Origin of the sequence: Hoeflea algicola (assembly GCF_026619415.1) — a bacterium.
In the GTDB taxonomy this organism is placed as follows: domain Bacteria; phylum Pseudomonadota; class Alphaproteobacteria; order Rhizobiales; family Rhizobiaceae; genus Hoeflea; species Hoeflea algicola.
In genome coordinates this window covers 2,220,692-2,239,577 of sequence record NZ_JAOVZR010000001.1, presented here as the reverse complement: position 1 = coordinate 2,239,577, position 18,886 = coordinate 2,220,692, and the positions used below count along the sequence as shown (strand labels likewise).

21 protein-coding genes are annotated in these 18,886 nt (G+C 59.4%); 16 read left to right on the top strand and 5 right to left on the bottom strand.

All coding sequences use genetic code 11. The features are described from left to right. Window positions 1-14 precede the first annotated feature (14 nt). Window positions 15-602 carry a GFA family protein gene (locus OEG84_RS10995; RefSeq protein ID WP_267653798.1) on the bottom strand — a complete coding sequence of 196 codons (588 nt, stop codon included), beginning with the start codon at window positions 600-602 and terminating at the stop codon, window positions 15-17. Here OEG84_RS10995 and OEG84_RS10990 point away from each other — a divergent pair. Beyond that, window positions 571-1,317, top strand: coding sequence for a YebC/PmpR family DNA-binding transcriptional regulator (locus tag OEG84_RS10990; protein ID WP_267653797.1), 747 nt, complete (start codon window positions 571-573; stop codon window positions 1,315-1,317). The two genes, OEG84_RS10995 and OEG84_RS10990, sit on opposite strands and share 32 nt — an antisense overlap. A 58-nt stretch (window positions 1,318-1,375) precedes the next feature. Here the strand turns inward: OEG84_RS10990 and OEG84_RS10985 are convergent, their stop codons facing one another. Next, window positions 1,376-2,362: an LLM class flavin-dependent oxidoreductase gene (locus OEG84_RS10985; protein WP_267653796.1), complete on the bottom strand. Its 987-nt coding sequence runs from the start codon at window positions 2,360-2,362 to the stop codon at window positions 1,376-1,378. A 149-nt stretch (window positions 2,363-2,511) separates the two neighbouring features. Here OEG84_RS10985 and ruvC point away from each other — a divergent pair, with 149 nt between their 5' ends. From ruvC to ruvB, 5 genes are all read left to right on the top strand, one after another. Next, a complete protein-coding gene (ruvC, locus tag OEG84_RS10980) occupies window positions 2,512-3,018 on the top strand; it encodes a crossover junction endodeoxyribonuclease RuvC (RefSeq protein ID WP_267653795.1) in 507 nt (168 codons plus the stop codon). Window positions 3,019-3,028: 10 nt separating this feature from the next. Beyond that, window positions 3,029-3,646: a Holliday junction branch migration protein RuvA gene (gene ruvA, locus OEG84_RS10975; protein WP_267653794.1), complete on the top strand. Its 618-nt coding sequence runs from the start codon at window positions 3,029-3,031 to the stop codon at window positions 3,644-3,646. 69 nt (window positions 3,647-3,715) lie between these two features. Beyond that, window positions 3,716-3,982, top strand: a complete 267-nt coding sequence (locus OEG84_RS10970; protein ID WP_267653793.1) for an AbrB/MazE/SpoVT family DNA-binding domain-containing protein — start codon at window positions 3,716-3,718, stop codon at window positions 3,980-3,982. Continuing rightward, complete coding sequence (locus OEG84_RS10965; protein ID WP_267653792.1) at window positions 3,927-4,367, top strand: type II toxin-antitoxin system VapC family toxin; 441 nt, start codon at window positions 3,927-3,929, stop codon at window positions 4,365-4,367. Before OEG84_RS10970 ends, OEG84_RS10965 begins: the two co-directional genes overlap by 56 nt. Further along, entirely contained in the window at window positions 4,364-5,401 is a 1,038-nt protein-coding gene (ruvB, locus tag OEG84_RS10960; protein WP_267653791.1) for a Holliday junction branch migration DNA helicase RuvB, read from the top strand. The genes OEG84_RS10965 and ruvB overlap by 4 nt, the downstream gene beginning before the upstream one ends. A gap of 16 nt (window positions 5,402-5,417) precedes the next feature. On the opposite strand, the gene OEG84_RS10955 is transcribed toward ruvB, so the two are convergent. Genes OEG84_RS10955 through OEG84_RS10945 form a run of 3 tightly spaced genes read right to left on the bottom strand, consistent with a single transcriptional unit; the run spans window position 5,418 to window position 8,406 of the window. Then, entirely contained in the window at window positions 5,418-6,317 is a 900-nt protein-coding gene (locus OEG84_RS10955) for an NAD-dependent epimerase/dehydratase family protein (RefSeq protein ID WP_267653790.1), read from the bottom strand. Then, a complete protein-coding gene (locus OEG84_RS10950) occupies window positions 6,314-7,189 on the bottom strand; it encodes a glycosyltransferase (RefSeq protein WP_267653789.1) in 876 nt (291 codons plus the stop codon). The genes OEG84_RS10955 and OEG84_RS10950 overlap by 4 nt, the downstream gene beginning before the upstream one ends. Further along, window positions 7,186-8,406: an NAD-dependent epimerase/dehydratase family protein gene (locus OEG84_RS10945; protein ID WP_267653788.1), complete on the bottom strand. Its 1,221-nt coding sequence runs from the start codon at window positions 8,404-8,406 to the stop codon at window positions 7,186-7,188. The genes OEG84_RS10950 and OEG84_RS10945 overlap by 4 nt, the downstream gene beginning before the upstream one ends. A gap of 131 nt (window positions 8,407-8,537) precedes the next feature. On the opposite strand from OEG84_RS10945, the gene ybgC reads away from it, so the two are divergent. From ybgC to ftsH, 10 genes are all read left to right on the top strand, one after another. Then, complete coding sequence (ybgC, locus tag OEG84_RS10940) at window positions 8,538-9,005, top strand: tol-pal system-associated acyl-CoA thioesterase (RefSeq protein ID WP_267653787.1); 468 nt, start codon at window positions 8,538-8,540, stop codon at window positions 9,003-9,005. 5 nt (window positions 9,006-9,010) lie between these two features. Beyond that, entirely contained in the window at window positions 9,011-9,763 is a 753-nt protein-coding gene (gene map, locus OEG84_RS10935; protein WP_267653786.1) for a type I methionyl aminopeptidase, read from the top strand. 244 nt (window positions 9,764-10,007) lie between these two features. Next, window positions 10,008-10,724, top strand: a complete 717-nt coding sequence (gene tolQ / locus OEG84_RS10930; RefSeq protein WP_267653785.1) for a protein TolQ — start codon at window positions 10,008-10,010, stop codon at window positions 10,722-10,724. Between the two features lie 9 nt (window positions 10,725-10,733). Continuing rightward, window positions 10,734-11,186 carry a protein TolR gene (gene tolR, locus OEG84_RS10925; protein ID WP_267653784.1) on the top strand — a complete coding sequence of 151 codons (453 nt, stop codon included), beginning with the start codon at window positions 10,734-10,736 and terminating at the stop codon, window positions 11,184-11,186. A 10-nt stretch (window positions 11,187-11,196) separates the two neighbouring features. Beyond that, a complete protein-coding gene (locus OEG84_RS10920; protein WP_267653783.1) occupies window positions 11,197-12,318 on the top strand; it encodes a hypothetical protein in 1,122 nt (373 codons plus the stop codon). Between the two features lie 80 nt (window positions 12,319-12,398). Further along, window positions 12,399-13,679, top strand: a complete 1,281-nt coding sequence (gene tolB, locus OEG84_RS10915) for a Tol-Pal system beta propeller repeat protein TolB (RefSeq protein ID WP_425602911.1) — start codon at window positions 12,399-12,401, stop codon at window positions 13,677-13,679. Between the two features lie 164 nt (window positions 13,680-13,843). Next, window positions 13,844-14,350 carry a peptidoglycan-associated lipoprotein Pal gene (pal, locus tag OEG84_RS10910; RefSeq protein ID WP_267653782.1) on the top strand — a complete coding sequence of 169 codons (507 nt, stop codon included), beginning with the start codon at window positions 13,844-13,846 and terminating at the stop codon, window positions 14,348-14,350. Between the two features lie 176 nt (window positions 14,351-14,526). Further along, window positions 14,527-15,423: a tol-pal system protein YbgF gene (gene ybgF / locus OEG84_RS10905; RefSeq protein ID WP_267653781.1), complete on the top strand. Its 897-nt coding sequence runs from the start codon at window positions 14,527-14,529 to the stop codon at window positions 15,421-15,423. A 26-nt stretch (window positions 15,424-15,449) separates the two neighbouring features. Then, a complete protein-coding gene (gene tilS, locus OEG84_RS10900) occupies window positions 15,450-16,787 on the top strand; it encodes a tRNA lysidine(34) synthetase TilS (RefSeq protein WP_267653780.1) in 1,338 nt (445 codons plus the stop codon). 96 nt (window positions 16,788-16,883) lie between these two features. Beyond that, a complete protein-coding gene (gene ftsH, locus OEG84_RS10895) occupies window positions 16,884-18,824 on the top strand; it encodes an ATP-dependent zinc metalloprotease FtsH (RefSeq protein WP_267653779.1) in 1,941 nt (646 codons plus the stop codon). Window positions 18,825-18,886 lie beyond the last annotated feature (62 nt).

The following is an 18,886-nucleotide window of genomic DNA, read 5'->3' as shown; positions in this document are numbered from 1 at the left end:
ATCCGGTGTCATGCTTACTCGGCGAGTGTCATCAGGTTCCAACGTCGCTTGAGTTCGGCGTAGCCGTCGCTTGGCTGTCCCGGATAATCGAGTTCCCCGGTGCGGATGGTGATGAAAGACTGCTTCGAACGGGTCCAGATATGGCCGGCCGGGACAAGCCATGAGGTGTCATCAAGCGTGCCTGCCTTGATGTTGATTTCCGCAGATCCCTCGGTGCCGTGCCAAATGCGAACGCCGCAGTCAGGGCAGAACCAGCCTTCGCGCGTGTTTCCGGAACTGCTTTTGCGGCGCACGCAGCGAAGCGAACCGCTGATCTCCACCGCAGAGCGGATGAAACGCAGGCTTTCGCCAAAAGCCGATGATGTCTGGCGTTGGCATTCGCTGCAGTGGCAAAGGTAAAACACCAATGGAAGGGCCTGTGCGTTGTAACGGACGGCGCCACACTGGCAGCCGCCGGTCAGAGGCAGTGAAGGGATGATTGTCTTATGCATGTCCGAACCTTCTGGACGAAACAGGGCAAGGGATTTATAAGGCGGCGATCCTAAGTACAGCACAATAATCAGGGGCGTCATGGCCGGCCATTCACAATTCAAGAACATCATGCACAGAAAAGGGCGGCAAGATGCTGTCCGATCGAAGATGTTTTCCAAACTCGCACGCGAAATCACCGTTGCCGCAAAGATGGGTGCGCCGGACCCGGCGATGAACGCCCGGTTGCGGCTGGCGATCCAGAACGCCAAGTCGCAATCGATGCCCAAGGACAATATCCAGCGGGCCGTCAACAAGGCGTCGGGCAGCGACAGCGAGAATTACGAGGAAGTCCGCTACGAGGGCTACGGCCCTGCCGGTGTGGCCGTGATCGTTGAGGCGTTGACCGACAACCGCAACCGTACCGCGTCGAATGTGCGTGCGGCGTTTGCCAAATCCGGCGGCGCGCTTGGCGAAACCGGCTCGGTGGGCTTCATGTTCACGCGTGTCGGTGAAATCATCTATCCGCCGGAAGCCGGCGACGCCGATGCGATCATGGAAGCCGCGATCATGGCTGGCGCCGAGGACGTGAGCAGCGGCGAGGACGAGCACGCCATCATCTGCGCATTCGAGGATATCGGCGAGGTTTCCAGTGCGCTTGAAGAAGCGCTGGGCGAGGCACAGTCGATCAAGGCGGTGTGGAAGCCACAGACCTCCACACCGGTCGATGAAGACAAGGCGGAATCGGTGCTTCGTCTTATTGCCACGCTGGACGATGATGACGATGTCCAGAACGTCTACGCCAACTTTGAAGTTTCCGACGAGGTGATGGCCAAGCTTTCGGCCTGATCATATCGATATCTGAACTATCAAGCCGCCGGTCCCAAGGGCCGGCGGCTTCTTTGTATCAGAGCGCCTGCTGCATCTTCCCGAACAGCTCGACCGATTTCAGCCGTGCCTGGGATGAGTGGATCGGCATCGAGATCATGATCTCGTCGGCATTGGTAGCCTTGATGAAGTCTTGCATCTTGCGGGTCGCGGTTTCCGGACCACCGACAACCGAGTAGCGCAGCGTGTGTTCGACGGCGGTCTTTTCCATGTCTGTCCAGAACCCGTCCATGGTGTCGATCGGTCTGGGCATCTTGCCACGGGCATTGCGGCGCATGTTGACGAAGGTCTGCTGCAAGGTGGTGAACAGATAGCGTGCCTCATCATCGGTGTCGGCCATCACTCCCATCACAGCCGCCATCACATAAGGCGTATCGAGTTGCGCAGACGGGGTGAATTTGGACCGGTAGATGTCAAGCGCTTCGCTCAGCATGTCGGGTGCGAAATGCGAGGCGAAGGCGTAAGGCAGCCCCAGTGCTGCGGCCAGATGGGCGCTGTAAATGCTGGATCCGAGAATCCACAGCGGCACATGCGAGCCAGCGCCAGGGATGGCGATCAGATGGCCTTCGACGGGATCGCCCAGATAATGCTGAAGTTCGAGAATATCGTCGGGGAAGGATTGCGCGCCGGCTTCAAGGTTGCGGCGTAGCGCGCGCGCCGTATTCATGTCGGTTCCAGGCGCCCGGCCGAGACCAAGATCGACCCGACCGGGAAACAGCGCCTCCAGGGTTCCGAACTGCTCGGCGATGACCAGTGGCGAATGGTTGGGCAGCATGACGCCGCCGGAGCCGATACGGATGTGGCTGGTGGCATGGCCAGCCTCGGCAATCACCAACGCGGTGGCGGCGCTGGCAATTCCCTGCATGCCATGATGTTCGGCGAGCCAGAAACGGGTGAAGCCGGAATCTTCGGCCTGCTTGGCCATCAGCCGGGTACCGGCGAGTGCTTCGCCGGCTGTGCCGCCTTCCACAATGGGGCAGAGATCGAGAATGGAAAAGGCGGTCATGGGGAATCTTTCAGAGAGTGTCTCGGGTTGCCTTCATGTAGGAAGCCGCCCAGCGAAATGCAAAACCAGTTGGAACTGGCAGCGGTGTTTGTTTTTGGTTTGTTCACTTTTAGATGGAATGGTCAGGCCTGTCGGGCTAGGGTTTTTTCATGGCAGAAGCGATTCGAATCATCGGGATTGATCCCGGGCTGAGGAACACCGGCTGGGGTGTGGTCGACAGCCTCGGGAATTCCTTGCGCTTTGTCGCCTCCGGCACGGTCAAATCCGACAACAAGCTTGATCTCGCCTCGCGGTTGAACCAGCTCTATGGTGGTCTGGAAGAGGTTCTGCATCAGTATCAACCGTTCGAGGCAGCGGTGGAGAACACCTTTGTCAACAAGGACGCAACAGCCACCTTGAAGCTCGGCCAGGCCCGCGGCATCGCCATGGTCGTGCCGGCGCGGGCCGGGTTGAAAGTTGCCGAATATGCGCCCAACGCGGTCAAGAAAGCGGTCATTGGCGTTGGTCATGGCGACAAGAAGCAGATCGTCATGATGGTCAAGGTGCTGATGCCGAAGGCAACATTTGACAGTGATCACGCCGCGGATGCGCTGGCGATCGCCATTTGCCATTCACACCACCGGACCTCGATGGCCTGGCGGATGGCGGCGGAATGAGGAGCAACCGATGATCGGAAAACTCAAGGGAACAATCGAGGAGATCGCCGAAGACCATGTGCTGATCGACGTACACGGCGTCTGCTATGTGGCATTCTGTTCGGCGCGCACCTTGTCGCGGCTTGGTTCTGTTGGCGAAGCGGTCGTCGTCTTCATCGAAACCTATGTGCGCGAGGACCAGTTCAGGCTGTTCGGTTTCGAGACTGCGCTCGAGCGGGAGTGGTTCCGGTTGCTGCAGAGCGTTCAGGGCGTGGGCGCCAAGGTGGCGCTGGCGGTGCTGTCGACGCTGACACCGTCCGAACTCGCCAATGCGATCGCATTGCAGGACAAGGCAACGGTGACGCGCGCACCCGGCATCGGGCCGAAAGTGGCGCAGCGCATTGTCAGCGAACTGAAAAACAAGGCGCCGGCGTTCGGTGGTGACGCGGGCGGGGCGATGGGGCTCAAGCAGGAGCTTGGCGAAGGCGTTGCGGCTGCACCGGTGGCCGATGCAGTTTCGGCACTGTCCAATCTTGGCTACTCGCGTGATCAGGCGGCCAATGCGGTGGCCGCAGCGATGAAGCTTGCGGGTGAGGACGCCGATTCTGCCAAGCTGATCAGGCTGGGGCTGAAGGAGTTGGCGCGGTAGCCTCTTCCTTGCAGAAAGTGCAAATCCTTACTATGTTTGCAAGTAAGGAAATAATTGTCAGGTAAGGATATGGGCCTCGAGTCGAAAATCACCTCAAAAGGTCAGACAACGATTCCTGCGGAGGTGCGGGAATTTCTTAAGATCGGCGCAGGCGACCGTGTCGGTTATCAATTCGTTGACGGGAAAGTCGTGCTGGTGCCGAAAAACCGGAGCGCGCTGGATTTTGCCGGGGTTCTTCACCAGCCGACCCGTGCACCGGTTTCGATCGAGACCATGAACGATGCGATCAACGAGGGAATCTCCGAGAGATTTGGGCGGTCGTGTGATCGGGATTGACACCAACATCATCGTCCGGCTGCTGACGCGTGACGATCAAAAGCAGTTTGATGCGGCAGTGGCGCTGTTCAAGTCCAGCAGTGTCGATGCACCGTTATTTGTCAATCCAATCGTCATTGCGGAAACCGTTTGTGTGCTTGAGCGGGTATACAAGACGGACCGGGCAAGCGTGCGCACGCAGGTAGCAGGCCTGCTCGATACGGTGGAAATTGCGGTTCCGGACGTCTTGCGGATGGGCAATTGGGCGGATTTGCTCAACTCGCCGCATCCGGACTTCTCGGATATCCTCATTTCTGAAATCAACCGCGCGAATGGATGCGAGAAAACAATGACCTTCGATCGCAAGGCCGCCAATTCCGTTTCCGGCATGGAGCTGCTCGCATGAGTGACGCTGATCGTTTGATATCTCCCGACAAGCGCGGTGAGGATGTCGATACTACCTTGCGGCCGCAATCGCTGGACGAGTTCACCGGCCAGGCCGAGGCGCGGGCCAATCTGAAAGTGTTCATCGAGGCGGCCAAGAACCGCGGCGAGGCGCTCGACCACGTGCTATTTGTCGGGCCGCCCGGCCTGGGCAAGACCACGCTGGCGCAGATCATGGCCAAGGAACTGGGGGTGAATTTCCGCTCGACCTCCGGGCCGGTGATTGCCAAGGCCGGTGATCTGGCAGCCCTTCTGACCAATCTCGAAGACCGCGATGTGCTGTTTATTGACGAAATCCACCGGCTCAGCCCGGCGGTTGAGGAAATTCTCTATCCAGCGATGGAGGATTTTCAGCTCGATCTGATCATTGGCGAGGGGCCGGCGGCGCGGTCGGTCAAGATCGATCTGTCGCGGTTCACGCTGGTGGCGGCGACGACACGGCTTGGACTTCTGACCAATCCGCTGCGCGACCGTTTTGGCATTCCGGTGCGGCTGCAGTTCTACACGGTTGCTGAGCTCGAACTGATCGTTCGGCGCGGCGCGCGGATCATGGGGCTTGGAATGACCGATGAGGGGGCGCTGGAGATTGCCCGCCGATCCCGCGGCACACCACGCATTGCCGGGCGGTTGTTGCGCCGGGTGCGGGACTTTGCCGAAGTGGCCAAGGCCGAGGCCGTCACCCAACTGATCGCCGATGAAGCACTGACCCGGCTGTCGGTCGACAGCATTGGGCTCGATCAGCTCGACCGGCGCTATCTCGACATGATCGTGCGGAATTTTGGCGGCGGGCCGGTAGGCATCGAGACCATCGCAGCAGGATTATCAGAGCCGCGTGATGCCATCGAGGACATTATCGAGCCCTATCTGATCCAGCAGGGCTTTTTGCAGCGCACGCCGCGCGGACGTGTGCTGACAGCACGCGCCTGGGGACACATGGGGCTCAATCCACCCAAGGATCTAGCTGCCACCCAGGCTAGCCTGTTCGAAGAAGAATAGGTAGCGGGTGAGTTGTCTATGTGGGTGTTTTCGGAACAGCAGTGACCAGCCCAGCAAGGGTATCCTGAAACAGCTTTTGACCACCGGGACGCCAGCCGAGTTTTCGGATCTTTTGCGTGTCCATTTCAGCGACAGTTGTCTTGTTTGCTGATTGCGGAAGATCCGGCGAGAATGGCCAGGATCGATGCAGGGGCGCGAGGATGCTTCGGGTATCGGCAATCAGATCCGAGACATTGAAAGTCTCGCCACCAATGAGCGAGGGTTCTATCTCCAGCATCAACCGCACTGCCTGTCCGGCATCGCGACCGTGGACTTCCGAACCCGCGCGCGGTGCCATTTCTTTCCCCGCCAGATAATCGGCAAATAGGCTGTCCCACTTGTTCGGGCGCAGGTCGCCATAGACACCGGTCAATCTCAAACTCGACGTGGTAAAATGCGGATCGTTCAATCTGGCGAGTGCCTGTTCCCCCAGAAGCTTGATTTCTCCGTAGAGCGAGCCCGGCTGCAACTTCAGTGTTTCGACCAGTGGCGTTCCCACAGCGACGCCATCATAGACTGCGCGGCTCGACAGAAAGACCGTGCGGTCAACGCCCGCCTGTTTCGCAGCCTCGAACAGCCGCACCGATCCATCGAGATTGATGCGGCGGAACCCTGCCGGGTCATCGCCTTCGCCGTCACGGTAGCGGCCGGGCAGGTGTTGAAAAGCGGCATGAATGAATACGTCGACACCGGAAAACAATGCCTTGCTGTTTTGGTCAGGCTCGAGGCTGAGCGGGCGGAATTCCAGGTCGCTTGTAAACAGGTCATCAGCCGGCTTCGTCCGTCCGCCAATAATTATCTCGTAGCCTGCGTCGAGCAACGTCTCGACGATATAGCGCCCGACCAGGCCTGTGCCGCCGGAGACCAGCGCTCTCATGCGACAGCTGACTCTGTCGGGTTTGCAAGAGAAGCGATATCGGGAATGTTGTCGCCGGTGTGGAAGGCATGCCAGAGATCAATCAGCGGTTTGAGTTCTGCTGATCGGGGATGGTCTTTTTCCCAGGGCTTTTCGTATTGATAATGCAGCACACCGATCTGTTTCCAGTCCCACAGGTCCGGCAGGTTGAACCAGACATATTGCAGCATGTTCATGGTGACCGGCAGACCATGCCAGTCGTGGAAGAATGTCTGCAGGAATGTCTGGTCGGTGCGCCGCCAGAATGTATCCGGCTGGTCCAGCATTTTCAGCATGGAGCCAAAGGTCTCTGCAGACGGACGAGCGACGAACACGCCGGAATTGAGCCGGTGAAAATCCTTGAGTGTCTCGTAGACATTGGGGGCCGCGGCGAATTCGGGATAGTCGAACAGCTTGTCGATATTGCGCAACACAAGCGCATCCGCGTCGATGAAGACGCAGGACTGATACTCGGTCAGTTGCCAGAGCCGGAGCTTGCAGAAATTATCGAGCGGTGAGTGAAACGCCGGCTTGCGCCCCTTGGTGAAGGGGGCGTTGGCGTGAAGTCTGCCGCGCGCATGCCGCTCATTGAACGCATCGCATGTGTCCAGTAACTCGGTCTGGACCAGCCGGCAGCCAAGATCTGACAGCGGTGTCAGCACTGAGGCGTCGACACCGCCGGTGTGCAGAACGACGATGTCGGCTTCCGCGCCGGCAAGTTTGATCGACCGGGCAAGCGCCAGCGCGCCCATGGCGTAGTCCGCGTTGGTGACAAGCGTGACATAGGCGCGATGGCTGACTGCGGGTTTGTTCGCAGTCAGGCCGGATGAGGGAAGGCGGCTGGCGCTGCTCATGAAACTGATTTGAGCTTCTTGCCTTCTGGATCGCGATTAATCGAGCTGGCGATGTCCTTGGTCCATGCCGATACTGCCGGAACCCGCGTCCGATCGACCCGGTAAGCGAACTTCTTGGCAACATCGACGACTTCTTCGAGAAGGCCTTCCTTCAGTGTGGTCGGCTCAAGTCCCAGTTCGAGGAATTTCTCGTTGTGAACTACCAGATCGTTTTCCGCGGCTTCCTTGCGCGGGTTTGGCAACCAGGCGATTTCGGCGCCGGTCATGCCGGCAATCATTTCAGCCAGATCACGGACCCGATGGGTCTCGGTCATCTGGTTGAAGATTTCCACTTTCGATCCGGCTTCCGGCGGATTGTTGAGCGCGATTTCGATGCAACGCACCGAGTCCTGAATGTGAATGAAGGCGCGGGTCTGACCGCCGGTGCCGTGCACGGTGAGCGGATAGCCGATGGCTGCCTGAATGAGAAAGCGGTTGAGCACGGTGCCGTAGTCGCCGTCATAATCAAACCGGTTGACCAGTTGCTCATGGCGCCGGGTCTGGTCGGTGTGTGTGCCCCAGACAATGCCCTGATGCAGGTCGGTGATGCGCAGATTGTCGTTCTTGGCGTAGAACTGGAAAATCAACTGATCGAGGCATTTGGTCATGTGGTAGATCGAGCCGGGATTGGCCGGATAGAGAATGTCCTGTTTGACCGTCTCGCCGTCCATGGTCTCGATGCCGACCGGCAGATAGCCTTCGGGAATGGCTGCACCGACCGTGGAATAGCCATAGACACCCATGGTGCCCAGATGCACCAGATGGGCATCGAGATCGATCTCCACCATGGCGTTGAGCAGATTGTGGGTGGCATTGACGTTGTTGTTGACCGTGTAATTCTTGTGACGGTCGCTCTTCATCGAGTACGGTGCGGCGCGCTGTTCGGCGAAATGCACGATGGCATCAGGACGCTCTTCTGCGAGCCAGTTCTTCAATACGTCATAGTCACGCGCCATATCGATGAGATGGAAATGGATCTTGCGGCCGGTTTCTGCGTGCCAGATGCGGGTCCGTTCCTGGATCGAATCCATCGGTGTGAGTGACTGGACACCGAGTTCGGTGTCGATCCAGCGACGCGACAGGTTGTCGATGATGTGGACCTCATGTCCGGCATTGGAGAGGTGCAGTGAAGTCGGCCAGCCAACGAAACCGTCGCCGCCCATGATTGCAATTTTCATTCAAAATTCTCCTGTGCCGACGTGGTTTCAATCTTGATAGATCGGATTTATGACAGAACGACGATTGGATCAAAGGGATGTGGCTTTCGCAACCGCCTCATTTCGATTTAGAGCAAGTGGGACGGCTGAAAATGAACACACCCCTATCGGGCAAGCTCGACGATGGTGGCCATGAGCTGACCCAGCGGGTGTATTACGAGGACACGGATTTTTCCGGTTTTGTCTATCATGCGCGCTATCTGCATTTCTTCGAGCGTGGGCGGACCGATTATATCCGGCTGCTTGGGGTTTCGCAGGGCGCGTTGCATAAAGGCGCCGATCCGGTCGATGCCGTGGCCTTTGTGGTGCGGAGAATGGAAATCGATTTCAGGTCGCCGGCGCGTATGGATGATGTGCTGACGATTCGCACCAAACCGGCGGAGGTGCGCGGCGCGCGCATGCAGCTTGAGCAGAGCATAAGCCGCGAAGGCGATTTGCTCGCTACGGCTTCGGTCACGGTTGCGGTGATCAACGGATCTGGACGGGCGCGAAGGCTGCCGGATCCGCTGATGGAGCGTTTTCTGGACAATGGTCGAACCGCAGATGCGGCGAAGGAGTAAAGGCAGTGGTGATTTCATCGGATGATGAGCTCGAGAAGCTTCGGCACATCGGGCGAATCTGCGCCAATACGATACAAACGATGGCGGCGGCGATGGAGCCGGGCATGACCACCCGCGATCTTGATCTGATCGGGCGGCAATATCTTGAAGCCCAGGGCGCCCAGTCTGCGCCGGAATTCAGTTATCAGTTTCCCGGTGCGACCTGCATTTCCGTCAATGAAGAAGTCGCTCACGGCATTCCCGGGGAACGGGTGATTGCGGCTGGCGATCTCGTCAACATAGATGTCTCTGCGCTCAAGGACGGTTATTTCGGTGACACCGGCGCATCATTCGGTGTTGCCCCGGTGGCAACAAGAACCGTGCGTTTGCTGCGTGACGGCAAACGGGCGCTTTCGACGGGGCTTGGTCAGGTCAAAAGCGGCGCCCGTTATGCCGCGATTGGCAATGCGATCGGCAAGTTCGCCAGCAAGAACGGCTATACGCTCATCCGCAACCTTGCCAGCCACGGGGTTGGTCTGTCGCTGCATGACGAGCCGTCGGAAATCGCGACCTGGCCTGACCGGCACGAAAAACGCCTCATGAAGGACGGTCAGGTCTTTACAATCGAGCCGTTCCTGTCGCTTGGCGCGTCGATAGCAGACAGCGAGGGGGATGATGACTGGACGCTGTATAGCTATCCCCCGGCACTGACAGTCCAGTTCGAACATACGGTGGTCGCCAGCCGCAATGGTCCGGTCATCCTGACACTGCCGCACTGACGCAGCGCCCCAAGTTCGGTCAGGCACTGGCGTTTGAATCCTAACCAAGCCTTAACCATAACCAATTATGAATAAATTGGAGAGCTTGGTGCGGACGGTGTGCGCCATCCTTTAACCAAAATTGGCCGCGAGAAGTTCTGAGAAGTGAGTTGGCGGCAATCGCGCACTTCTGGATTCCCGGCAAAAGTGACGTCTTAGCCGCCCGGTAGCAACAACCGGGCGTTTGGATTCGAGGGTTATGTAAATGGAACAGGTTGGACTGGCTGCGACCAGCGAAGTGACACTCTGGTCACTCTTCTTGCAGGCGGGCTTTGTGGTCAAATTGGTGATGCTCGGTCTTATCGGCGCATCGATCTGGACCTGGGCTATCGTCGCGGACAAATGGATCTCGTTCGGCAAGTTCCGGCGGCAACTCGATCAGTTCGAGCAGATTTTCTGGTCGGGACAGTCGCTGGAGGAATTGTACCGGACGTTGTCTGATCGCAAGACCGTCGGCATGAGTTCGATCTTTGTGGCTGCCATGCGCGAATGGAAGAAATCCTTCGAACGCGGCGCCAAGTCACCGATTGGTCTGCAAATGCGGATCGACAAGGCGATGGATGTGACGCTTTCGCGCGAGGCGGATGCGCTTGAATCACGGCTCGGTTCCCTGGCCTCGATCGGCTCTTCGGCGCCGTTCATCGGCCTGTTTGGTACCGTGGTCGGCATCATGACCTCGTTTCAGGCGATTGCCGGGTCGAAATCCACCAATCTCGCCGTGGTTGCGCCCGGTATCGCCGAGGCGCTGCTGGCCACCGCCATCGGCTTGCTGGCGGCTATTCCGGCGGTGATTGCCTACAACAAGTTTTCCTCCGATGCCGGCAAGTTGTCAGCGCGGATGGAAGGTTTTGCCGACGAATTTTCCGGCATTCTGTCGCGCCAGATCGACGAGCGGTTGAGCGCGCGTCAGGCCGCGGAATAGGGGGCTGACATGGGCATGAGCGCATCAGGCGGACGGAGCGGCGGACAGCGACGCGGGCGTCGCAGTGGCCGCACCCAACTGGTCAGCGAGATCAACGTCACGCCGTTCGTCGACGTGATGCTGGTGCTTTTGATCATCTTCATGGTGGCGGCGCCGCTGTTGACGGTGGGCGTGCCTATCGACCTGCCAGAAACGCAGGCCAATGCGCTCAACTCGGACACGCAGCCGATTACCGTATCTGTCAATTCCGAGGGGCAGATCTATCTGCAGGAAACCGAGATCCCGATCGAGGAGATTGTTCCCAAGCTCGAGGCGATTGCCACTACCGGCTATGACGAGCGCATTTATGTGCGCGGTGATACCAACGCCGACTATGGCACCGTGATGAAGGTGATGGCGCGGATTTCCGCTGCCGGGTTCAAGAACCTGGGGCTGGTTACGCTCCAGGAACAGGATAGTTGACGGCGCGCTGATGAAGGGAAGTCTGGCGACATCGACAGTTTTGCACGTGCTGGTCCTGGGATTCGCGCTGTCGTCTTTCACTGCGCCGAGAACGCTTGAAGTGGAAGATGTTGAATCGTTTCCCGTCAACATTGTGCCGATTGAAGAACTGACCCAGATCCAGCAGGGTGAAAAGACCGCGCCGATCGCCGAAAAGGCCGCGCCGATCCCGACTGCACGGCCGGACCCGGTGCCGGATGCCGAGAATGCCGGCGACAATACCGTTGATCTGAAACCCGCCAAGGCTGCCAAGCCAAGCCCCAAGGAAGTGGTTTCCGAAGCGCCGCCCAAGCCTGCCGAAAAGCCTGCGCCAAAACCGGAACCGGTTCCTGAAAAACCGACGCCGGAGCCGGTCAAGGCGGTCGAACCCAAGCCCGCACCGGAACCCAAGCCTGCCCCCGAGCCGGTCAAGGTGGCAAAACCGGAGCCGGCGCCTGAGCCCAAACCTGCGGCTGAAAAGCCGGCTGAACCCAAGCCGGCGCCGGTGGAAGTTGCTGCCTTGCCTGCCGAATCGACGCCTGATCCGGTGGCAGAGGCGATTAGCGAAGCGGCACCCGCCGAGCCGCAATTTACCACATTGCCAAGCGATGGCCCGGTGCCGCAAGCCCGGCCGGAACCACCCAAGGCGCAGGCCAAACCTGCGGCCGCAGAAACCGCGTCTTCCAAGCAAAGTGATTTCAATGCCGATCAGGTGGCAGCACTGCTTAACAAGCAGGATGCGGCCGGCGGCGGCGCCAAGCGCTCGACGGAAACCGCGTCCCTGGGTGGGACCCGTACCACGCGCGGAAATACGTTGAGCCAGAGCGAAATGGACGCGTTGCGCGGCCAGATCCAGAAATACTGGAACATTATTCCAGGCATGGCCGATGGTGGAGATGTGCGGGTGATCGTGAAAATGAAGCTCGACCAGACCGGTAACATCGTCGGCGAACCAGAAGTTTCGGCCACCGGCGGAGCCGCCGGCACCCGGGGCACGCTTGCCGCCAGCGCCAGACGCGCGGTGCTGCGGGCGCAGCCCTACCAACTTCCCAAGGAAAAATATGATTCCTGGGCGGACGTGATCGTGAACTTTGACCCCAGTCAGATGTTCTAGTGTCAGGATCCATGACTATGATTGAAATGGCGCTGAAAGGCTGCACCATGAAAATGATGAACCGCTACCTGTTTCTGCCGATGGCGATTGTTGCCGCGATGGCATTGATGGCCACCAGTCCGGCGCGTGCCGTGGTTGAAATCGATATCAATCGCGCCAATGTCGAGCCGCTTCCGATCGCGATCACCGATTTCATCTCGGGCGATGCCATCGGAGCGCAGATATCGGCTGTCGTGGCTGCCGATCTCAAGCGGTCGGGACTGTTTGCCCCGATCGACCAGGCGGCATTCATTGAAAAGATTTCCAATCCGGACGCAGCGCCGCGGTTCGAGGACTGGCGCGTGATCAACGCCCAGGCACTTGTGACCGGGCGCGTGGCGCGGGAAGCCGATGGCCGGTTGCGGGCCGAGTTCCGGCTTTGGGATACATTTGCCAATCAACAGCTTTCGGGGGAGCAATTCTTCACCAGCCCCGAAAACTGGCGGCGGGTCGCGCACATTATCGCCGACGCGATTTACGAGCGGCTGACAGGTGAAAAAGGCTATTTCGACAGCCGGGTGGTGTTCGTGTCCGAAAGCGGATCGAAGATCGACCGCAAGAAGCAACTGGCGATCATGGATCAGGACGGCGCGAATCTGCGCATGCTGACCAATGCCAATGATATCGTGCTGACGCCGCGGTTTTCGCCCAGCCGTCAGGAAATCACCTATATGTCGTTTGAAGGCGGTCAGCCGCGGGTTTACCTGCTGCAGCTTGAAACTGGCCAGCGCGAACTCGTCGGCAACTTTCCCGGCATGACGTTCTCGCCGCGGTTTTCGCCGGACGGCCAGAAGGTGATCATGAGCCTTCAGCAGGACGGCAATGCCAATATCTACACCATGGATCTGCGCTCGCGGGCGACGACGCGGCTGACCAGCACGGCTGCGATCGACACGTCGCCATCCTATTCGCCCGATGGCACCCAGATCGTGTTTGAAAGTGACCGCGGCGGTCGCCAGCAGCTTTACATGATGGGGGCCGATGGTTCGAACCAGCGTCGCGTGTCGTTTGGCGATGGTTCCTACTCGACTCCGGTCTGGTCTCCGCGTGGCGATCTGATTGCTTTCACCAAGCAGTCGGGCGGCAAGTTCTCGATCGGAGTGATGCGCACAGACGGTTCGGGTGAACGGATTTTGACAACCGGATTTCACAATGAGGGGCCGACCTGGGCGCCCAATGGCCGGGTGCTGATGTTCTTCCGCCAGCCGGCAGGTTCGGGCGGTCCGCAGATCTATTCGATCGACCTGACCGGTTACAATGAACAGCTGGTGAAAACGCCCACCTACGCGTCCGACCCGGCCTGGTCGCCGCTGCTCGAGTAGCGCGGATCTCGCCGGAGTCGGCGTTTTGCCCCGTTTGCGCCGCATTGTGCGTCCAAACGCGGGACAGGGAGCCTCAATTCGTAAAATGTTAACTGTGTTCTTTCAGGGCGGATTAACCGCAATCGGTTAGAAATGGTCAACTACAACTTCCAAGGAGACCGGCCATGCGCCGCATGCAAATGATTGCCCGCAACCCGGCGATGCTCGTGCTGTTTACCGCACTCGTACTGACCGGCTGCGCCTCGAAAAAGAACAACTTGCCCAACAACGCGGCTGATCTCGGCCTTGCCGGGAACGCCACGCCGGGTTCGCAACAGGACTTCACGGTCAATGTCGGCGACCGGATCTTTTTCGATACAGATTCCTCCGTGGTTCGTGCCGATGCCGCGTCGACACTCGACCGACAGGCGCAGTGGCTCAACCAGTATCCGAACTATCAGATCACCATGGAAGGCCATGCCGACGAACGCGGCACGCGTGAATACAACCTCGCGCTTGGTGCACGCCGCGCGGCAGCAGCCCGGCAATACCTGGCGTCTCGGGGTATTGCAGCGAACCGTATCCGTACGATTTCCTACGGCAAGGAACGTCCGGTCGCGGTCTGTGATGACATTTCCTGCTGGTCCCAGAATCGGCGGGCGGTCACTGTGCTCGGCGGCGCCGGAAGCTGACCTCGTATGTGACGGCGAAAGCTACAGGGGCGGTCTTCGGGCCGCCCTTTTTGATTAAGATCACGCCTTTGATCATAGTTTGGCCGGTTTCTACGTTGATTTGAGGGGCGGCCCTGCGGTATTCGATTAACAGGGGCAACCGTCCGTCTATGGCGTGGCGCAATAAGGTTAGGCTGATGAAACCCATTTGCAATTTGCTTGTCACGGTGGCGCTGGCCGCATTCGCGGTTCCCGCGACGGCGGCGCCGCTGCTCTCCGGATTCTCACAGTTTGCGCCAACGCCGCCGGTGGCCATCACCCGAGGCCAGGATATCCGCGCACCGGTGGTGCTGGCTCAAGCCGGCGACCCGGTGTACCGGATCGGGCAACTCGAGGAACAAATTCGAGGGCTCAATGGCCGGATCGAGGAACTAGGTTTCCAACTGTTGCAGATGCAGGAACAGATGCGGCAGATGCAGGAAGACAACGAATTCCGGTTCCAGGAACTCGAAAAAACCGGCAGCCAACGCAGCGATGCCGGCGTTCCGCAGCCGGGCGTCGAACAATCGGCAACCGCGTCGACAACGCGCGATACCCAGCCGTCTGGAACACCGTCGATCGATCTGGGTTCGCTCAAGGTTGATGGCAATGGAGACCTCATCGGCGGTATCATCGAGCCGTTGTCGTCGGGAACCGAAACCGCGTCACTGGGGTCGGCCGAAGATATCTACCAGGCCGGCTACAACCACATGCTGGCAGGTGATTATGCGCTGGCCGAGCAGGTGTTTCAGGATTATGTGGCCTCGCATCCGGATGGCGCGCGCGCCTCTGACGCGATGTTCTGGCTCGGCGAGGCACAATACTCGCAGGGGCGGTTTCAGGAATCGGCCAAAACCTTTCTCGACGCCCACAAGAAATATCCGCAGGCAGACAAGGGCGCCGATACGCTGCTGAAACTCGGCATGTCGCTGTCCCAGCTTGATAACCGCGATACCGCCTGCGCAACCCTGCGCGAGGTTCTGATCCGCTATCCCGGCGCCTCGGCAGCGGTCCGCGCCAAGGTCAGTGAAGAGCAGTTGCGGGCCAGCTGCTGAATTGCGTGATGGACTGGCGAAGCTCAATGACTTCTGCCCGTCACGATCCGATGAATACCCGTTTTTACAATCTTCTGGCTGAATTTTGCGACGGCATTGCCGACCGACGACCGCTTGGCGTTGCCGTCTCGGGCGGCTCGGATTCGCTCGGCTTGCTTTACGGGCTGGTGCAAACGGTTGGAGCCGGCCGGGTGGTCGCCCTGACCGTGGATCACGGTCTGCGTGCGGCCTCCGCCGATGAAGCGCGTCAGGTCAAGTCGCTGTGCCGCAGGATCGGCGTACGTCATCAGACGCTCGTCTGGGAGGGCGACAAACCCCAGACAGGAGTGCAGGCGGCGGCGCGAACCGCGCGTTACCATTTGCTTGGTCAGGCTGCCCAACAGCTCGGTCTGGCGGCGGTGCTGACCGGCCACACCCGCGACGATCAGCACGAGACGCTTGTGATGCGCCGCGCGCGCGGCTTGACCGAATTGGCGCCAGGGTTGGCGGGAATCCCGCAGGCGAGCCTGTTTGACGGACGCATGTGGGTATTGCGGCCGCTGTTGCAGGTGCGCCGGACGGAGATCCGGGACATTCTCAAGGCTACCGGGGTTGCCTGGATCGAGGATCCTTCCAACCGGGAGCTTCATTACGAGCGGGTGCGGGTGCGCACCGAACTCCAAACCAATCCGGCATTGGAGCTGGACGTCGGTGAGCAGCGTGCAATCGCCGAGAGATTTCGGCTTGCGCAAGAGGCCGCGGACCAGATCACCACCCATTGCCGCGCCGATGCGGATCGAACAGTCAGGATCCGGCTTCACCCGGACAGCGCCACCGATGCAGTGAAAGCCGCGATTATTGCCTTGATCGACGTGCTCGGCGGGGCTTCGCGGCCGCTTGACCGCCGTGGCAAAACGACGCTTGAAGCCTTTGTCGTTGGCAGCCGCGATCAACCGGCCATCACCGTCGGTCGAACCGTGTTGCGGCGCGAACGCGGGGAACTGGTTGTGCGGCGCGAGCGGCGAGGGCTTGAGAATCGCGAGATTCCGGCAGGTGCCTATGCTGACTGGGATGGCCGTTTCCGGGTGCATAATCTTGATCGGAATTCTTCCCTGATGGTCAGTGCTGGGCAATCAAGGGGCGTGTCGCCATTGTTCAGCCGTGATTATGGCCAAGGTTCGAAGAACTGGCGTCTGGACGAGCAAGTGGTTGGTGGTTTTTGCGCGGAGGCGTTGATCGGTCGATATTCGAGAATTTTGCCGGTCTACGAGGCGCCGCTGGCGCGCGCCATCGCACAATTGCTCGATACGGAGCCGTTCCCGAGTGTCCCTGGGGCAATTCAGGAGACTTTAAGACGAACGTGCGATGACAAAGGCAGGCTGTAGCCTTGGCAATGGGCTGCTTGGCTCCTATGTTATGTATTGAAATTCGAAAACCGGTTGTGAGCCGGCGGCTACAGGCCAAGATTCCCGAGGAAGAGCATGAATCCTAACTTCCGCAATTTTGCCCTGTGGGCAATCATCGCGCTACTGTTGATCGCATTGTTCAACATGTTCCAGAGTCCGAGCGAACGGAACACGGGGCGTGATATCGCCTATTCCCAATTCCTCAAGGATGTTGATACCGGCCGCGTGCGTGATGTGACCATCATCGGCGAGCGGATTTCGGGTAACTACACCGATACCGCTACCGGCTTTCAGACCTATTCTCCTGGCGACCCGTCTCTCATCACGCGGTTGAGCAACAAGAATGTAACCGTTGTTGCCAAGCCTGAGGTCGACAGCTCCAACACGCTGGTCGGCTATCTGATTTCGTGGCTGCCGATCCTGCTGATCCTGGGGGTATGGATTTTCTTCATGCGCCAGATGCAGGGCGGCTCGCGCGGTGCGATGGGCTTCGGCAAGTCGAAGGCCAAGTTGCTGACAGAAGCGCATGGCCGCGTCACTTTCGCTGATGTGGCGGGCGTTGACGAAGCCAAGCAGGATCTCGAGGAAATCGTCGAATTCCTGCGTGACCCGCAGAAATTCCAGCGTCTGGGCGGCAAGATCCCGCGCGGCGTGTTGCTCGTTGGCCCTCCCGGTACCGGCAAGACCCTGACCGCACGTGCGGTTGCCGGCGAAGCCAATGTACCGTTCTTCACGATTTCCGGTTCGGACTTTGTTGAAATGTTCGTCGGCGTCGGCGCCAGCCGTGTCCGTGACATGTTCGAACAGGCCAAGAAAAACGCCCCATGCATCATCTTCATCGACGAAATTGATGCTGTCGGTCGCCATCGGGGCGCCGGTCTCGGCGGCGGCAATGACGAACGCGAGCAGACGCTCAACCAGTTGCTGGTCGAGATGGATGGTTTCGAGGCCAATGAGGGGATTATCCTGATTGCGGCCACCAACCGTCCCGACGTGCTGGATCCTGCGCTGATGCGGCCGGGCCGTTTCGACCGGCAGGTCGTGGTGCCGCTTCCCGACGTCAATGGACGCGAGAAGATTCTCAAGGTGCATGTGCGCAATGTGCCGATGGCGCCCAATGTCGATCTCAAGGTGCTTGCACGCGGCACACCGGGCTTTTCCGGCGCCGACCTGATGAACCTGGTCAACGAAGGCGCGCTTCTGGCTGCCCGACGCAACAAGCGTTTGGTGACAATGGCCGAATTCGAGGACGCCAAGGACAAGGTGATGATGGGGGCCGAGCGTCGGTCCACCGCCATGACCCAGGAAGAAAAGAAGCTGACCGCCTATCACGAGGCCGGCCATGCCATCGTCGCGCTCAATGTCGCTGCAGCCGATCCTGTGCACAAGGCGACGATCATCCCGCGCGGTCGCGCGCTAGGCATGGTCATGCAGTTGCCGGAAGGCGACCGCTATTCGATGAGCTACAAATGGATGGTCTCACGTTTGGCGATCATGATGGGTGGCCGCGTCGCCGAGGAATTGACCTTCGGCAAGGAGAACATCACCTCCGGCGCTTCCTCCGATATTGTGCAGGCCACCAAACTGGCTCGCGCGATGGTGACCGAATGGGGCTTTTCCGACGAACTCGGACTGGTCGCCTATGGTGAGAACCAGCAGGAAGTCTTCCTCGGCCATTCGGTGGCGCAGCAGAAGAATGTTTCGGAATCGACCGCGCAGAAGATCGATAGCGAAATCCGCCGTCTGATCGATCAGGCCTATCACGAGGCACGTGGAATCCTGACCAAGAAGAAGAAGGGTTTCATTGCCATTGCCGAAGGTCTGCTTGAGTACGAGACGCTGACCGGCGAGGAAATCAACGCCTTGATCCGCGGTGAAAAGCCGGCGCGCGATATCGGCGACGATACGCCGCCAAGCAGGGGAACAGCGGTTCCCACTGCCGGCGGCCACAAGAAAGGCAGTTCCGGGAAGAAGGGCGATGAGCCTGATCCGGGAATGGAGCCGCAGCCGCAGTAATCAGGCCGCGGCGGCGCCAAGCAGAAGACAAGAAACACATAACAGCCGCCCATCCGGCGGCT

What these genes read in the sequence shown, in the direction of transcription:
- OEG84_RS10990 (WP_267653797.1), top strand. Translation starts at nt 571, where the DNA reads ATGGCCGGCCATTCACAATTCAAGAACATCATGCACAGAAAAGGGCGG.
- OEG84_RS10995 (WP_267653798.1), bottom strand. Translation starts at nt 602, where the DNA reads ATGATGTTCTTGAATTGTGAATGGCCGGCCATGACGCCCCTGATTATT.
- OEG84_RS10985 (WP_267653796.1), bottom strand. Translation starts at nt 2,362, where the DNA reads ATGACCGCCTTTTCCATTCTCGATCTCTGCCCCATTGTGGAAGGCGGC.
- ruvC (WP_267653795.1), top strand. Translation starts at nt 2,512, where the DNA reads ATGGCAGAAGCGATTCGAATCATCGGGATTGATCCCGGGCTGAGGAAC.
- ruvA (WP_267653794.1), top strand. Translation starts at nt 3,029, where the DNA reads ATGATCGGAAAACTCAAGGGAACAATCGAGGAGATCGCCGAAGACCAT.
- OEG84_RS10970 (WP_267653793.1), top strand. Translation starts at nt 3,716, where the DNA reads ATGGGCCTCGAGTCGAAAATCACCTCAAAAGGTCAGACAACGATTCCT.
- OEG84_RS10965 (WP_267653792.1), top strand. Translation starts at nt 3,927, where the DNA reads ATGCGATCAACGAGGGAATCTCCGAGAGATTTGGGCGGTCGTGTGATC.
- ruvB (WP_267653791.1), top strand. Translation starts at nt 4,364, where the DNA reads ATGAGTGACGCTGATCGTTTGATATCTCCCGACAAGCGCGGTGAGGAT.
- OEG84_RS10955 (WP_267653790.1), bottom strand. Translation starts at nt 6,317, where the DNA reads ATGAGAGCGCTGGTCTCCGGCGGCACAGGCCTGGTCGGGCGCTATATC.
- OEG84_RS10950 (WP_267653789.1), bottom strand. Translation starts at nt 7,189, where the DNA reads ATGAGCAGCGCCAGCCGCCTTCCCTCATCCGGCCTGACTGCGAACAAA.
- OEG84_RS10945 (WP_267653788.1), bottom strand. Translation starts at nt 8,406, where the DNA reads ATGAAAATTGCAATCATGGGCGGCGACGGTTTCGTTGGCTGGCCGACT.
- ybgC (WP_267653787.1), top strand. Translation starts at nt 8,538, where the DNA reads ATGAACACACCCCTATCGGGCAAGCTCGACGATGGTGGCCATGAGCTG.
- tolQ (WP_267653785.1), top strand. Translation starts at nt 10,008, where the DNA reads ATGGAACAGGTTGGACTGGCTGCGACCAGCGAAGTGACACTCTGGTCA.
- tolR (WP_267653784.1), top strand. Translation starts at nt 10,734, where the DNA reads ATGGGCATGAGCGCATCAGGCGGACGGAGCGGCGGACAGCGACGCGGG.
- OEG84_RS10920 (WP_267653783.1), top strand. Translation starts at nt 11,197, where the DNA reads ATGAAGGGAAGTCTGGCGACATCGACAGTTTTGCACGTGCTGGTCCTG.
- tolB (WP_425602911.1), top strand. Translation starts at nt 12,399, where the DNA reads ATGGCGATTGTTGCCGCGATGGCATTGATGGCCACCAGTCCGGCGCGT.
- pal (WP_267653782.1), top strand. Translation starts at nt 13,844, where the DNA reads ATGCGCCGCATGCAAATGATTGCCCGCAACCCGGCGATGCTCGTGCTG.
- ybgF (WP_267653781.1), top strand. Translation starts at nt 14,527, where the DNA reads ATGAAACCCATTTGCAATTTGCTTGTCACGGTGGCGCTGGCCGCATTC.
- tilS (WP_267653780.1), top strand. Translation starts at nt 15,450, where the DNA reads ATGACTTCTGCCCGTCACGATCCGATGAATACCCGTTTTTACAATCTT.
- ftsH (WP_267653779.1), top strand. Translation starts at nt 16,884, where the DNA reads ATGAATCCTAACTTCCGCAATTTTGCCCTGTGGGCAATCATCGCGCTA.